Annotated in this window: 19 protein-coding genes; 12 read left to right on the top strand and 7 right to left on the bottom strand. The window is 62.2% G+C overall.

All coding sequences use genetic code 11. The features are described 5' to 3' along the window. Positions 1 to 15: 15 nt before the first annotated feature. Together znuC and znuB are read left to right on the top strand one after the other, a co-directional pair. Positions 16 to 780 (top strand): zinc ABC transporter ATP-binding protein ZnuC, encoded by a 765-nt coding sequence (gene znuC, locus ACM3N8_RS14575; RefSeq protein ID WP_042868263.1) that lies wholly within the window; start codon positions 16 to 18, stop codon positions 778 to 780. A 20-nt stretch (positions 781 to 800) separates the two neighbouring features. Next, complete coding sequence (gene znuB, locus ACM3N8_RS14570; protein ID WP_098982118.1) at positions 801 to 1,580, top strand: zinc ABC transporter permease subunit ZnuB; 780 nt, start codon at positions 801 to 803, stop codon at positions 1,578 to 1,580. A gap of 12 nt (positions 1,581 to 1,592) precedes the next feature. Here the strand turns inward: znuB and ACM3N8_RS14565 are convergent, their stop codons facing one another. After that, the gene (locus ACM3N8_RS14565; protein ID WP_043140387.1) at positions 1,593 to 2,483 is read right to left on the bottom strand and encodes a LysR substrate-binding domain-containing protein; all 891 of its coding nucleotides are present in this window, start codon (positions 2,481 to 2,483) and stop codon (positions 1,593 to 1,595) included. Positions 2,484 to 2,574: 91 nt separating this feature from the next. Here ACM3N8_RS14565 and ACM3N8_RS14560 point away from each other — a divergent pair, with 91 nt between their 5' ends. After that, the gene (locus ACM3N8_RS14560) at positions 2,575 to 3,432 is read left to right on the top strand and encodes a DMT family transporter (RefSeq protein WP_043140389.1); all 858 of its coding nucleotides are present in this window, start codon (positions 2,575 to 2,577) and stop codon (positions 3,430 to 3,432) included. 14 nt (positions 3,433 to 3,446) lie between these two features. Here ACM3N8_RS14560 and ACM3N8_RS14555 read toward each other — a convergent pair whose 3' ends face one another. Next, positions 3,447 to 4,034, bottom strand: coding sequence for a uracil-DNA glycosylase family protein (locus ACM3N8_RS14555; protein WP_043140392.1), 588 nt, complete (start codon positions 4,032 to 4,034; stop codon positions 3,447 to 3,449). Positions 4,035 to 4,136: 102 nt separating this feature from the next. Between ACM3N8_RS14555 and rarD the strand changes: the two genes are divergently transcribed. Beyond that, positions 4,137 to 5,039: an EamA family transporter RarD gene (rarD, locus tag ACM3N8_RS14550; RefSeq protein WP_043554465.1), complete on the top strand. Its 903-nt coding sequence runs from the start codon at positions 4,137 to 4,139 to the stop codon at positions 5,037 to 5,039. Here the strand turns inward: rarD and ACM3N8_RS14545 are convergent. Continuing rightward, complete coding sequence (locus tag ACM3N8_RS14545; protein WP_290018554.1) at positions 5,021 to 5,752, bottom strand: substrate-binding periplasmic protein; 732 nt, start codon at positions 5,750 to 5,752, stop codon at positions 5,021 to 5,023. The two genes, rarD and ACM3N8_RS14545, sit on opposite strands and share 19 nt — an antisense overlap. A gap of 44 nt (positions 5,753 to 5,796) precedes the next feature. Between ACM3N8_RS14545 and ACM3N8_RS14540 the strand changes: the two genes are divergently transcribed. Beyond that, positions 5,797 to 6,207, top strand: coding sequence for a GIY-YIG nuclease family protein (locus tag ACM3N8_RS14540; protein ID WP_043554462.1), 411 nt, complete (start codon positions 5,797 to 5,799; stop codon positions 6,205 to 6,207). On the opposite strand, the gene pspG is transcribed toward ACM3N8_RS14540, so the two are convergent. The 4 genes from pspG to ACM3N8_RS14520 form a co-directional block, all read right to left on the bottom strand. After that, positions 6,204 to 6,422, bottom strand: a complete 219-nt coding sequence (gene pspG, locus ACM3N8_RS14535) for an envelope stress response protein PspG (RefSeq protein ID WP_043140399.1) — start codon at positions 6,420 to 6,422, stop codon at positions 6,204 to 6,206. The genes ACM3N8_RS14540 and pspG overlap by 4 nt on opposite strands. 46 nt (positions 6,423 to 6,468) lie before the next feature. Further along, on the bottom strand, positions 6,469 to 6,675 hold the full coding sequence (locus ACM3N8_RS14530; protein WP_290018551.1) for a PspC domain-containing protein: 207 nt from the start codon (positions 6,673 to 6,675) through the stop codon (positions 6,469 to 6,471). Positions 6,676 to 6,677: 2 nt separating this feature from the next. Beyond that, a complete protein-coding gene (gene pspA / locus ACM3N8_RS14525; RefSeq protein ID WP_290018550.1) occupies positions 6,678 to 7,340 on the bottom strand; it encodes a phage shock protein PspA in 663 nt (220 codons plus the stop codon). A 210-nt stretch (positions 7,341 to 7,550) separates the two neighbouring features. After that, on the bottom strand, positions 7,551 to 8,279 hold the full coding sequence (locus ACM3N8_RS14520) for a 1-acylglycerol-3-phosphate O-acyltransferase (RefSeq protein WP_043554460.1): 729 nt from the start codon (positions 8,277 to 8,279) through the stop codon (positions 7,551 to 7,553). A gap of 175 nt (positions 8,280 to 8,454) precedes the next feature. Between ACM3N8_RS14520 and ACM3N8_RS14515 the strand changes: the two genes are divergently transcribed. The 7 genes from ACM3N8_RS14515 to atcB all read left to right on the top strand — a co-directional run bounded on the left by ACM3N8_RS14515 (position 8,455) and on the right by atcB (position 14,039). After that, positions 8,455 to 8,832, top strand: a complete 378-nt coding sequence (locus ACM3N8_RS14515; RefSeq protein ID WP_290018548.1) for a hypothetical protein — start codon at positions 8,455 to 8,457, stop codon at positions 8,830 to 8,832. Between the two features lie 50 nt (positions 8,833 to 8,882). Then, positions 8,883 to 10,925: a protein-disulfide reductase DsbD family protein gene (locus ACM3N8_RS14510; RefSeq protein ID WP_290018547.1), complete on the top strand. Its 2,043-nt coding sequence runs from the start codon at positions 8,883 to 8,885 to the stop codon at positions 10,923 to 10,925. After that, on the top strand, positions 10,922 to 11,665 hold the full coding sequence (locus tag ACM3N8_RS14505; RefSeq protein WP_290018546.1) for a DsbA family protein: 744 nt from the start codon (positions 10,922 to 10,924) through the stop codon (positions 11,663 to 11,665). Before ACM3N8_RS14510 ends, ACM3N8_RS14505 begins: the two co-directional genes overlap by 4 nt. A 3-nt stretch (positions 11,666 to 11,668) precedes the next feature. Next, on the top strand, positions 11,669 to 12,193 hold the full coding sequence (locus tag ACM3N8_RS14500; RefSeq protein ID WP_290018545.1) for a protein disulfide oxidoreductase: 525 nt from the start codon (positions 11,669 to 11,671) through the stop codon (positions 12,191 to 12,193). 249 nt (positions 12,194 to 12,442) lie between these two features. Next, positions 12,443 to 12,727 (top strand): J domain-containing protein, encoded by a 285-nt coding sequence (locus ACM3N8_RS14495; RefSeq protein WP_096119877.1) that lies wholly within the window; start codon positions 12,443 to 12,445, stop codon positions 12,725 to 12,727. A gap of 6 nt (positions 12,728 to 12,733) precedes the next feature. Further along, complete coding sequence (atcA, locus tag ACM3N8_RS14490) at positions 12,734 to 13,264, top strand: cold adaptation protein AtcA (RefSeq protein WP_103472164.1); 531 nt, start codon at positions 12,734 to 12,736, stop codon at positions 13,262 to 13,264. 13 nt (positions 13,265 to 13,277) lie between these two features. Further along, the gene (gene atcB / locus ACM3N8_RS14485) at positions 13,278 to 14,039 is read left to right on the top strand and encodes a cold adaptation protein AtcB (protein WP_290018544.1); all 762 of its coding nucleotides are present in this window, start codon (positions 13,278 to 13,280) and stop codon (positions 14,037 to 14,039) included. Positions 14,040 to 14,045: the final 6 nt, after the last annotated feature.

The raw sequence follows: 14,045 nt of genomic DNA, 5'->3' as shown, positions 1-14,045 counted from the left end.
AACCCCGGAGCTGTCATGACCCAACTGGTGGAGCTGAAAGAGGTCTGTCTTTCGTTCGACGGACGACTCGTGCTCGACAAGGTCTCCTTTACCCTGAATAAAGGCAAAATCACTACCCTGGTCGGCCCCAACGGGGCGGGCAAGAGCACCCTGAGCAAGCTGGTGCTGGGCCTGCTCACCCCGGATACCGGCGAGATCCTGCGCCGTCGCGATCTGCGGGTCGGCTATGTGCCGCAACGCCTCTATCTGGATCCCACCCTGCCGCTGACTGTGCGCCGTTTCCTGCAGCTCGGCAAGAATGGCCGTCTCTCCATCGAGGAGGCGCTCAACCGGGTTGGCGCCCAGGGGCTGCTGGACAACCGGATGCAGAAGCTCTCCGGCGGCGAGATGCAGCGCGTGCTGCTGGCCCGCGCCCTGCTGGTCAAGCCCGAGCTGCTGGTGCTCGACGAGCCTGTGCAGGGGGTGGACATCAACGGTCAGATCGAGCTCTATGCCCTCATCAGCAAGCTGGCGGCCGAGTTCAACTGCGCCGTGCTGATGGTCTCCCACGACCTGCACCTGGTGATGGCCAGCACCCATGAGGTGATCTGCCTCAATCGTCACGTCTGCTGTCACGGCGAGCCGGAAAGCGTGGCACGCCACCCCGAATTTGCCCGCCTGTTCGGGCGCCCCGAGCAGGAGGTGCTGGCGGTCTATACCCACCATCATCACTGCGACGGCGAACACCATCATCACGATGAGCAGGCCCCCGTCATCCGCCTGCCGTCTCGCAATCAATAAGCGCAGCTAAGGACATTCAAGTGGACAGCTTTCTGTTATATGCCCTCGCGGCCGGCCTCGGCATAGCCCTGCTGGCCGGGCCCCTCGGCAGCTTCGTGGTGTGGCGCAAGATGGCCTATTTTGGCGACACCCTCTCCCACGCCTGCCTGTTCGGCATAGCACTCGGCATACTGCTGCAGGTGGATCTCACCCTGGCGGTGGTGGTCTGCTGCCTCGCCATGGCCATGCTGCTGGTGATCATGAGCCGCAACCAGCAGGTGGCGACCGATACCCTGCTCGGCATCCTGGCCCACAGCGCCCTGTCGCTCGGCCTGGTCACCTTGAGTTTTATGGATAACGTGCGGGTGGATCTGATGGCCTACCTGTTCGGTGACCTGCTCTCGGTCCAACCGGTGGATCTGCTCTGGATCTACGGCGGCGGCGCTCTGGTGCTGCTCACCCTGTGGCGCCTGTGGGATCCCCTGCTCTCCATGACCATCTCGGAAGAGCTGGCACGGGTGGAAGGGATCCGGGTCGATGTGCTGCGCTGCGTGCTGATGCTGCTGATCGGGCTGGTGATCGCCGTGGCCATGAAGTTTGTCGGCGCGCTGATCATCACCTCCTTGCTGATCATTCCGGCCGCCACCGCACGCCGCTTCAGCCAGACGCCGGAGCAGATGGCCGGCTTTGCCGCGCTGATCGGCTGTCTGGCGGTATTGGGCGGGCTCAGCCTCTCCTGGTATCAAGACACGCCGGCTGGCCCTTCCGTGGTGGTCTGTGCCACCAGCCTGTTTATCCTGAGCCAGTTCAAGAAAGCCTGATAGCCCAAGCGGTTATAGTGCCATGCTCTGGCGCGTCTCCATCATCAGCCATTGACGCAACCGGCTGATGGCGGGCTCATGGGCCCGGGAGCGCTTGCAGGTAAAGTAGAAGGCATCCCCCGTCTCCAGCTGGTGTACCGGCAAGGCCACCAGCTGGGGATCATCCGGCCGCAGCATGTAGTCGTTCACAAACGCCACCCCCTGATCCCAGGCCGCCGCCTCCATCGCCAGCAGCACATGACTGAAGTGGTGCATCCGCGCCTCGTCCGGAATGACCAGGCCGCCCGCCTTGGCCCAGCGCTGCCAATCCTCCCCCCGCGCCTTGTAGATGGACTGCACCGACAAGAGCGGCAGTTGCCAGATGGCCTGTGGCCACTCCCCCTCCAGCTGTTGCAGCAGCCGCCTACTGCAGACCGGGAACAGCCGCTCCCGGTAGATGAGATCGTGGCAATAACCTCGGCCGTGGGGCGAGACTGTGATGAAACAGTCAGCCACCCGATCGGAGAGCTCGGGATCTTCCGCCACCATCTCCAGGCTCAAATCCAGCTCGGGATAGAGCTGACGCAACCCCGCCAAACGCGGGATCAGCCACTTCACCGCGAACGAGCTGTAGACCGCGAGCCGCAGCCGCATCTCGCCACCGCCGCGCAGCTGCTCGCTGCTCTGGGCGATCTGGCCGAGCCCGGCCGCTATGCCTTCGAAGTAAACCTCCCCCTGGGCGGTCAGTGACAACAGCCGCCCCTGGCGCAGCAGCAAACGCTCACCCAGAAAATCTTCCAGCAGGCGGATCTGGTGGCTGACCGCACTCTGGCTGACGTTCAGCTCGAGGGCCGCACGGGAAAAGCTGAGCAGGCGGGCGACCGCTTCGAAATATTGAACGGCGCGCAGGGGAGGCAGCTTCATTATCCAAAATTCTCATAGATGGTGATTTTTTATCATTTTACTGGATAACTGACCCCGCGCTACCCTGCCCTCATCTGATATGGGAGGTGATATGAATGCAGTCGGGATCGGAATCCTCTATCTGGTGCTGGGCAACATGGTGGCGGTCTTTTCCGATGCGCTGGTCAAGGTGCTGGAGCCAAGCCAGCCGGTGTTCCAGTTTGTCTTCTTCCGTCAGCTCTCCGCCGCCCTCTTGCTGATGCCCTGGTTGCTCTGGTCCTGGCGTCGCAACCCGCCGGTGGCGCTCAAGTGGCATCTGCTGCGGGCCCACATCTGGGCGGTAGGCGTCTGCCTGATGGTCATTGCCCTCACCCGCTTGCCGCTCGCCACCGCCAACGCCCTCTTCTATGCTGCCCCGCTGATGATGGTGCCGCTGGCGGTATGGATGGCGGGGGAAGCCATCTCCCGCCAGAAGGTGCTGACCGCGCTCATCGGTTTTATCGGGGTACTGATCGTGCTGCGGCCGACCGAGGTGAACTGGGCCGCGCTGGCGGCGCTCGGGGTGGCGCTCTCCATGGCGCTCAACAACTTGCTGATCAAGCGGATCCCGCTCAAGCAGCCCATAGCACAGACCCTGTTCTTCACCAACGTGCTGAGCATGCCCTTCATACTGGCGCTGGCCTGGTGGGAAGGGGGAGACTGGCAGTGGCAGATGTGGTGGCCCGCCTTCGGTTCATCGGCGCTGATCATGGTCTATGCCGGGCTGTGCGTGGTGGCCTATCGCAAGGCGGAGGCGAGCAAGATCGCCTCGGCGGAATACACGGGGCTCTTGATGGCGGTCGCCATCGGGGTCTGGCTGTTTGACGAGCAGCCGGGTCTGCCGCTGCTGCTGGGCTGCCTGTGCATCATAATCCCGCTGCTTGCCATGGCCCGCAGCAAACCCAAACCACTGACGGAACCTGCGGTCTGACGCAGAGGCCAGTATTAGGGTCGCACCAGCAAGGGGGCTACCCTCTGCTGCAGATGGGGGAGCACATCCTGCTCGAACCAGGGATTCTTCTTGAGCCAGAAGGTGTTGCGCGGGGACGGGTGCGGCAACGGCAGCCAGGCGGGACCATAGTCGGCCCAGCTGCGCACCGTCTCGGTGAGCGAGCCTTTGCTGGCCTTGCCCAGATAGTACTGTTGGGAATACTGGCCGATGAGCAGGGTCAGCTCGATATTGGGCAGCAGCATCAACACCTTGTCGTGCCAGGTGGGCGCACATTCGGGTCTGGGTGGCAGATCCCCCGACTTGCCCTTGCCGGGGTAGCAGAGCCCCATCGGCATGATGGCGATGCGGGACTCGTCGTAGAAGGTCGTTTTATCCACGCCGAGCCAGTGACGCAGCCGATCGCCGGAGGGGTCATCCCAGGGGATGCCGCTGGCATGAACGCGGGTACCGGGCGCCTGGCCGATGATCAGCAAGCGGGCGCTTTCGGCGCCACGGATCACCGGGCGTGGCCCAAGTGGCAAATGAGCCTCGCATAACCGGCAGGCCCGGATCTGTTCAAACAGCGTATCGAGTCGGTTCATGGGCCCGATAGTAACAGAATTTCCCCCTCCATCCTGCTTGTGAAAGCGTCAGCGGGTACTTATCATGCGACCACAAATGTTTAATTTAATAAACGGAGAGAGATGAAGAACTGGATGGGCACCGGCAGCGCGGCCCTCTCATTCGTGCTGTGGGGCATGCTGCCCCTCTATTACCAGTTCATGCCGGAGGTCAACATGTGGGAGCTGCTCTCCCATCGCGTCCTCTGGTCGGCGGTACTGCTGGGCACCCTCTTCGCCCTGCTCGGCTACCGGGTGCCCTGGGCGCGCCTGCGCAGTGAACCCCGCCAACTCGGCCTCATACTGCTGGCGGGCCCCGTCATGTCCATCAGCTGGTGCATGTTCACCTGGTGTCTGACCACGGGGCAGGTGCTGGCCACCAGCCTCGCCTTCTTCATGACGCCGCTGTTCAATATCGTGTTCGCCGTGCTCTTCCTCAAGGAGCGGCTCACCCCGCAAAAGCATCTGGCGGTCGCCCTGGCGCTGGCGGGGCTGGCCTACATGCTGTTCTCCTACGGCCAGCTGCCCTGGTTCTCCCTCATCATGGGAGCCAACTTCGCCTTCTACGGCCTGCTCAAGAAGAAGGTGCACTACGACGCCGGCGTCAGCCTCTATCTCGAGGCCCTGGTCCAGCTGCCGGTCGCTTTGCTGATCATCGGCGCTCTGGCCCTGAGCGGCATGAGCCAGTTCATGGCCGGTGACTGGGCCGATCGGTTGCTGCTAATGGGCAGCGCCCCCGCCACCCTGCTGCCGGTGGGCCTGTTCTGCTACGCCGTGGCGCGCACCCGCATGAGCACAGTGGGGTTGCTGCAATATATAGAACCCAGCCTCGCCTTCCTGCTCGCCCTCTTCTGGTTTGGCGAGACGGCGGATCCGGTGAAGTCGGTGGGATTTGCCTTCGTCTGGGCGGGTCTGCTGGTGAGCCTGCTGCCGCTGCACAAACTCAGGCGCGGGGCCGGCAACCCTGCTCAGGGTCTGCCACGATAGGATTCCAGGATGGCGTGCCACGCGGGATCCTGGTCCATCTGCTCGGCGATGTCGTTCAGCCGGGCATGCAGCTCACTGCGGGATCTCGGCAGCAAGAGGTGGCGGGTATAGCTGGATTGGGGAAAGGGCGAGACGAACAGCTTGCCCTCATAGGCATCATGAATGAAGAAGGAGAGCGCCGAGCCCGGCACTAGCGTCACATCGATGCGGCCCCGCATCAACAGGCTGAAATTGGTTTTGACCTTCTTGGCATCGTGGCGCACCAGCTCGCCCCGGGCCACAGCATCATCGATCCCCTGATAGCGATAGCCCTCTATGCCACCGAAGATCAGCCCCTTGAGGGAATCCGGGCCGCGATAGGTGACGGGTCTGGCCGCACTGGAGATGAGCTCGTTGGTGTCACGCATGATGGGAAAGGTCCACAGATAGCGCTCGCGCTGGGGATCCCCCACCCAGGCAGGATTGACCCAGGCCACCAGACCGTCGAAGCCAGGATCCGACATCTCCAGCGCCAATCTGGCCCGATTGACCAGCCAGAGCTCAAGCCTGGGTTCTCCGCCGAGCCTTTCATTGAGATACTTGACCAGATCCCGGCTCAGCCCCGTCTTCTCCCCTGTCATGAAAGGGGGATGCTGATGGTAATCATAAACACGGATCGTCTCCCCCAGAACCGGGACCGACAACAGGCACCACAACCAGAACCAGACTCGCATCGCACCTCCTTGGACTGCTTTTGAGTTTGGCACAGACAGATCGAATGAGAAAAGCAGCGATGGACACAGAACCGACCAGCTCACCCCCAACCAGCCAGTGGTCCCTCTATCTGGTACGCACCGCGACCGGCCTGCTCTATACGGGGATCAGCACGGATCCGATAAGGCGGTTGCGCCAGCATCAGAGCGGCAAGGGATCCCGCGCCCTGCGCGGCAAGGGACCGCTCACGCTGGTCTGGCAGCAGATGGTGGGTGACAAGGGGGCGGCGCTGCGACTCGAATACCGCCTCAAGCAGCAGAGCAAGGCCTTCAAGGAGCGCCTGGTGCGGGAGCCGGATGGCTGGGCCGACTGGAGCCAGCCCTGGCTGGCGGCTGTCGAGCAGGCGATGAAGAGACCACAAAAAAGGCCACTGCGAGCAGTGGCCAAGGCAGGATCCGATAGCAGGGAGGCTTAACGGTAGGTATTGGATTGCTTGCGCCGGTTGCTGATGAGCCAGCACACCACCAGCAGCACCAGCAACCAGGGCGCCAGCTTGATGATCAGAGCGAACATGCCGGCCAGGGCCCCAAACAGCACGAAGAGGCCGCTCACCAGCAGCATGGCCAGCACGGTAAACCCCGCCAGCGCCATGGCCACCAACACCAGCATCAAGACGATAAATTCCAGCATGTTCTGCTCCTCACAGGCTTCTCTTGCCGGCTGAATGACCCTGGGGTCAGTCCAGCCAGCGCTTCAATTCACGACGGGGCGGCATGATCAGCACCGCCAGCAGATAGGCGGCCAGGGTCAGTGGCGGCATCAGGATCAGGGCGATCAGCGCCACTATCCGTACCGTCACCCTGGAGAGCCCCAGCACGTTGGCGATGCCGGCGCAGACCCCGGTCAACTTGCGATGGGCAAGGTCCTTCGGCCAGGGCGTCATCTTTATGCCTCCACCTTCTGACCCTTCAGCCGGGCCAGTTCGCGCTCAATCTCGTCGTTCAGCTCCAGCTCGCGGAACTGGGCCTCCAGCGAGGGATTCTGCCCCAGAGTCGCCGCCTCCAGCTGGGCTTCCAGCTGATCGACCCGACCCTGAAAACCGTCGAAACGGGCCATCAGCTCGTGCATGCGCTGGTTGTCGACCTGGGCGCGGGCACGGATGCGGCTGTGGGCGGTCTGCTCGCGCAGGGTCAGCAGCTTCTGCTTCTCGCGCGCTTCGGTCAGCTTGGCGGCCAGCCGCTCGCTGTCGGCGGTGAGCTGGGCCAGCACCTCGGCCACCCGGGCCTTGTCCTGCTCCAACTGGTCGCATTTTTTGGCCTCGGCCAGCTTCTCGGTGAGGGCGGCACGGGCCAGATCCTCACGCCCCTTCTGGATGGCGAGCTCGGCCTTGGCCGACCACTCCAGGATCTGGTGTTGCAGCGCCTGCTGGTGACGTTCCAGCTGTTTCTGCTCGGCGATGACGCGGGCGGCCTGGGTTCTCATCTCGACCTGGACCTGCTCCATCTCCTCGATCATCAGGCGCAGCATCTTCTCCGGCTCTTCGCTCTTGTCGAGCAGGCTGTGCAGGTTGGCATTGATCACGTCGGTCAGGCGGCTAAATACGCTCATGGTCTGGTTCCTTGTTCATGGGGATGGCTATCTCTTCCCATAGCATTACAAGAGCCATGCCAAGATAATTTATTGTTGTTTTACAGATAGATGGGGATTAGCGGCAGATATTCAAGGCGAATAAAATGGTGAAAAACACCAATAAAGTAGCGATTTTCACCAATTAAAAAGGGAGCCAGCGGCTCCCTCTATGTCATCTTTCGTTCAGACTCAGGCGGCCTGATGGCGACCCAGCTTGCTGTCCAGCTCGACCAGCTTGGCTTCCATCCGGGCACGGCAGTTGTCAGACAGCTCGCGAATGCCGGCGGCGCCGTGCTCCTTGCTGCAGACAGGTGCCATGACTTCCAGCAACACCTCGCCATTATCCCAGCGGTTCAGATCGATCTGGCCGAAGTAGCTGGAGCAGACGATGGGCACCACGGGTACCTCGGCCTGCACGGCGGTGTGGAAGGCACCGGCCTTGAACGGCAGCAGGCCGCGCCCCTTGGAGCGGGTCCCTTCCGGGAACATCCAGATGGAGGTGCCGTGATGCTTGATGCGATCCACCACCTGGCCTATGGTGCCGATGGCACGGGAGCGGTTGGAGCGGTCGATCAGCACGTTGCCTGAGAGCCAGAAGAGGAGGCCGAAGAAGGGCAGCCACAGCAGGCTCTTCTTGCCCACCGCCACCACGCCGGGCATGACGGCACCTGTCACAGTGAAGATGTCGAAATTGCTCTGGTGGTTGCAGACGTATACCGCCGGGCCGACCGACTTGACCTCGTCCGGTATGATGACCTTGACCTTGAGGCCGAGCAGCGGGCAGATCGCATGGTACATGCGGGCGAAGACAAAGACGTTGTTGGGATGACGCGGACGCACCAGACAGAGCAACAGACCAAACACGAACCAGAAAACGAGCAGCAGGGTAAGCAGCAGCACACGGGCAAGTTTGAGCATCGAACACCTCGGATTTTAACTCGGCGCAGTATACTGGTCCCCCTTTTAGCGAACAAGCGTTCGCCAAACAGAACCGACCACCCCGATGTTGCATATGGTCGCATCGAATCCTGCTGACTTGCTCCTGTCATTATTGATCGATAGGATATGCACCATTCAACAGGGTAGGGCGAGCATGATTTTGCGACAACGCGTGGCGACAAGACTCCTGCTGCTGGTCTGCATTCTGGTGCTCAACTGCGCGGCCCAGCCGCTGGCCCGGCTGGCTCAGCTCGATCAGGCCCTCAGTTGCCAGGTACAGCTCCTCCCCTCTTCCAGCGCCGATGCCGAGGATGCACAGCCAGCGACGCCTCAGCCGAGCAGTTGCCAGCTCAATGGCAAGTGGCTCAGTGCCGCCAGCCTGCTCTGCGTCGAACAGATCTTCTTTGCCATCGCCTTCGTGATTGCCTTGCTGGCGCCACTGTCGCGCCGCTCACCCGCCTTGCCTCCCCCTCGCAACATATCTCCGCCTGAACGGCGGCTTCACCTCACTTTATGTGTCTGGCGAGAATGAGTTAGTCGCGGTTTACACCACCCTGACTTCCATTTTCAAGAGACAAAAACATGTCAAACATGATCAAGACTGCCCTGTTGATGGGCGGCCTGCTGTGGCAATCCATGGGATTGGCCAGCGATACCGGCTGGCTTGTCAGCCCCCAGAACGATCACGCAAAAGTGCGGCTGCAAGCCGACGCCAGCGATCCCGTCCAAACTCGCGTGCTGCTCAGCCTGGCGCTCGAGTCCGGCTGGAAGACCTATTGGCAGAACCCGGGGGAAGGCGGCATAGCCCCTGAAATATTCTGGGATGCCCCTCAAGCCACCCAGCAGTGGCATTGGCCCGTGCCGGAGCGATTTGACGTCAGTGGCATCTCGACCCAGGGCTATCAGAAGACCGTCAGCCTCCCCATCACGCTTGCCCACAGCAGCAGCGAGGCGCTGACGGGCACGCTGCGCCTTTCAACCTGCAGCAACGTCTGCATACTGACCGACTACCCCTTTACCCTGGCGCTGGATGGCACTGCGCCGGAAGGGTTCGACTTTGCCTACGCCCAGGCAATGAGCAAGCTGCCACAAGCCATGCCTGGCACCGTCACCCTCAAGGCTGGCTACCGGCAAAACCAGTTGCAGCTGACCGCCGACAACCCGCAGGGCTGGCAGGATCCGCAGGTTTTCCTCCAGCGGCTGGAGGGCGCCGAATTTGGCAAACCCGAGCTGGAGGTGCAAGGCAACACCCTGGTCGCCCGCATTCCGGTCAGCGATGGCTGGCAGGGCGATGCGCCCGACATACGTCGCCAGCAACTCGGGTTTGTACTGGCCAACGGTGAACAGGCCTGGCAGAGCGAGTTCCAGATAGGTGAGCCGCTGACCCTGCCGAGTCAAGGCCACTCGCTGCTCTGGCTGCTGGGCGCTGCCCTGCTGGGTGGCCTTATCCTCAACCTGATGCCCTGCGTGCTGCCGGTGCTGGCACTCAAGCTGGGGTCGGTACTGCAGCTGGAAACCCGTGAGCGCCGCCCGGTTCGTTTGCAATTCCTGGCGGCCAGCGCCGGCATCCTGGTCTCCTTCTGGGCGCTGGCACTGATGAGCACGCTGCTGCGTGCAACCCAGGGGGCCGTCGGCTGGGGCATCCAGTTCCAGAGCGTCTGGTTTATCGGCTTCATGGTGGTGGTGACGGCGCTGTTCTGCGCCAACCTGCTGGGGCTGTTCGAGCTAAGGCTGCCGAGCAACCTCAATACCCGCCTCGCCACCACGGGCGGCAACAGCCTGGGCGGTCACTTCCTGCAGGGGTGTTTTGCCACCCTGCTGGCCACCCCCTGCTCGGCCCCCTTCCTCGGCACAGCGGTCGCCTTTGCGCTCGGGGCCCCGCTCGGTCAGCTCTGGCTCATCTTCACCGCGCTTGGCCTCGGCATGAGCCTGCCCTGGCTGCTGATAGCCGCCTTCCCCCGTCTCGCGCTCTGGCTGCCGAAACCGGGCCGCTGGATGGGGCGCCTGCGCATCCTGCTCGGCCTGATGATGCTGGGCTCCAGCCTCTGGCTGCTCAGCCTGCTCGGCAACCATGTCGGCCAATTCTGGATGCTGATCCTGATGGCGCTGATGCTGGCCGCCCTGCTGTTGGCCGTGGTGTGGCGCCATGGCATGCGGGGCGTGACCCTGGGGCTGGCTCTCACCTGTCTACTGGGCGGGGCCCTGCTGCTGGGCGGCGCCTTCACCATGGAGGGCAAGCCCCAGCGGGACGGCGTCAACTGGCAGCCGCTCTCGGAGCAAGCCATTCAGGACGCGCTGGCGCAGAACAAGCGGGTCTTTGTCGATGTCACCGCCGACTGGTGCATTACCTGCAAAGCCAACAAATTCAATGTACTGCTGCGAGATGACGTACAAAAAGCGCTGAGCGCCCCCGATGTGGTGGCCCTGCGCGGGGACTGGAGCCGCCCCTCTGCCAGCATCGCCGACTTCTTGCGTCAGCGCGGCAGCGTGGCCATTCCCTTCAACCAGATCTACGGGCCCGGCCTGCAGGGTGGCGAGATCCTCTCGCCCCTGCTGGACCGCCCGACCCTGCTTGCCACCCTGGCGCAAGCAGGCATTGCCACTTCTCAAGGAGACACTAAATGAAACCGACCCTGCGCACCCTGACCCTGCTGGCCTCCCTCTCTGCCGCCCTGCTGGCCCCGGCCCTGCACGCAGCTCCCTTCACCCCGGAGCAGGAGGCCCGCATCAAGGAGCTGATCCGCGAAACCCTGGTGGCCAACCCCAAGATCCTCGACGAGGCGGCCGAATCCTGGGAGAAGCAGAACGCGGCAGATCAGGCCAGCCAGCTTGGCGACTTCATCAAGGGCAATCAGGATGTACTGTTCAACAGTCCCACCAGCCCGCGCCTGGGTGCCAAGAACCCCAAGCTGACCCTGGTGTCCTTCACCGACTACAACTGCCCCTACTGCAAGCAGTTCGACCCTCATCTGGCCAGGTTGCTGAAGGCCTATCCAAATGATGTCGGGCTGGTGATCAAGCTGCTGCCGTTCAAGGGACAGAGCTCCGCCAAGGCGGCCCAGTACAGCCTGACCCTGTGGCAGCAGGATCCCGCCCGCTTCCTCACCCTGCACGACAAGCTGATGAGCAAGCAGGGCATGCTGACCGAGGCGGACATCAACAAGGCGCTGGCGGCCACCGACAACCTGGCCCTCAAGCCTGCGGCCAAGGCCACCGAGGAGCTGCGCAACAGCCTGCGCATCGGCACCTTGCTCGGCGTGCAGGGCACACCGGCCACCTTGATCGGCAACCAGCTGGTCTCCGGTACCGTGCCCTATGAAGAGCTGGAGCAAATCGTCAAGGCCGAACTGGCCAAGCAGGGATAAACCATGACAGAGACTATCACCACCCAGCCCCGCTGGCGGCGCTGGGGCAAGGAGGCGCTCTGGCTGCTGCTGTTTGGCGTGGTCATCTCGACGGCGCTGGACCTCTGGCGCAGCCCGGCGCTGCCAGAAGACGGCCCGCTGCCCAGGCTCACCCTGCAAGATGGCACCACCGCCGACCTGCAGGCCATGAGCCGGGACAGCCCGCTGCTGGTCTACTACTGGGCCAGCTGGTGTGCCGTCTGCCGCTTCACCACACCGACGGTGGAGCAGCTCTGGCAGGACGGTGAAAACGTGCTGACGGTGGCACTGCGCTCCGGCAACGCCCAGCAGTTGAGCAAGGGGATGGGCAAGAAGGGGCTGACCTTCCCGACCCATAACGATGAGCGAGGGGATCTCGCCGCCCGTTGGCAGGTGAGCGTCACCCCCAGCTTCCTCATCGTCAAGGACGGCAAGGTGGTGAGTACCACCACAGGCTGGAGTTCGAGTCTGGGGCTGAAACTGCGTCTGGCCTGGGCCCACCTCCAATAACCGACAACGCCCGGCCTGCCGGGCGTTTTTTCAACCGCCATCACACATGCCCCGCCCTCTTGTTGCCAAAATGGCAGCGATTGGAGCTTTTTCGCTATTGGCAACTTGCTTGCCATATCGCCTCCTATTCATGGCGGAGCTGGCCTGTTTCCGTTAAAATGACGGGTTTTTGCCGTGCCTGGTTTCTCAAGCTCCACCATCAGGCGCCCGCAGTGTGAATTCCAAGATGCCAGTGATGCAGGATCTGCCATGAACAACTACTTTCGGGTGCTGGGCGTCAAGTCCAACGCCAACGAAAATGACATCAAAAAAGCCTATCGCCGGCTGTCTAACCAGTACCACCCCGATAAGCTGTTAGGGGCGAGCGAAGAAGAGCGAGAGCTGGCAGCCATCAAGCTGCACCAGGTAAAGCAGGCCTATGAAGTGCTGTCAGACCCGAAACAGCGGGCCGCTTTCATCAAGGATTTCAACAACGTCATCGTGACCGATCCCGCTTCTGCCATGCAGGAGATGTGGGACCAATTCTACCCCTGAGGCGCTATGCAGAAAAAATGGGACCAGGCGCGGATCAAAGCGCTGATGAGTGATGCCAGCGAGAACATCGAATCCTACCGGGATCAGGACCAGCCCAAGGCACTTGAGCAGTTCACCGGCAAGATGAAGACACTGCTGCTGGCCGACATGAGCATGCTGGAGTTCATGCCCGAGTACCTGCCGCTGGCCCTCTATGGCCGGGTGCAGTTCCCGGCCAAGGCCAAACCCGAGTGGATCAAGTGGCTCGGCAGCGGCGTACAACCCTCATGGGACGAGTTCAAGGTGTCGGTGGCGTTCAACAATGCCGACCTGCCGCTGGTGAAAGCGGTGCGGGCCCAGAGCGAAGATCAGCTGATCGAAGCCTGCGCCGTGCTGTTCCAGCTCGACAACCCGCTGCCGCGCGGTGGCCGCCGTGCCGATGACGACTACGAGCTGCGTGACGACGAAGATGAAGACGGGGAAAACGCTGACGCCGACTACAACGGTGATGGTGACGACGACGGCGATCAAGACATGTACGACGAAGTACGTTTCTAACTTGAGGCAAAGCATGCACAGTCTGATAGAAATTACCGCCATCGAGATCAAAGAGCTGGCCGTGATCGAGCCGAAACAGGCCAGCGAAAAGTTCGAGCTGATCGCCAAGACAATGTCCGACGACCAGTTGGCCGAAGTCATTGAACAGATTGATATCGTCACCCTGACCCAGATCAACGGCCAGCACGACATGTCGTTCCCGTCCATCATCTCCGAGCTGATGACCCCGGAGCGGATCCGCGACATCGTCTGCCAGCAGCCCCTCTACTGGGAAGAGGCGATCAAGAACAACGCCGAAGAGCTGCAGCAGCACACCTTCGACTTCCTCAACTACCTGATCCGCACCCAGGACAGCGACGCCAAGCAGGCGGAGATCCTGGAGTGCATCGCCGAGGATCCGGCCGGTCTCTTCTACCTCGCCATCCCCTTCATCGAGTTCTATCGCGGTGAGCGCTTCGAGGATGACGAGGGCTTCCACGACACGCTGCACGCCGAAGAGGAAGACCTGGAAGAGGCGCTCTCCTACAGCGACCGCCAGCAGAGTGAAAATGCCCACGACTACCCGCTGGATGACCCGCGCAGCCTCTTGATGCTGATCCGCGAGCTGACCCCGGACGTGGAGAAAGCCATCAAGGCACTGCTGCGCAATGAGCACTCCTCCTGGGAGGGGATCATCAGCAAGTTCGCCAGCGAGCTGGTGATGCAGGCCAAAGAGAAGAACGACGCCTCCGACGAGTACGCCGAAGTCGACGACATGTTCAGCTTCCTGGATTGAGGAGCC

Origin of the sequence: Aeromonas sp. A04 (assembly GCF_047780465.1) — a bacterium.
Lineage (GTDB): Bacteria > Pseudomonadota > Gammaproteobacteria > Enterobacterales > Aeromonadaceae > Aeromonas > Aeromonas bestiarum.
This window is presented reverse-complemented; position numbering and strand designations above follow the sequence as displayed.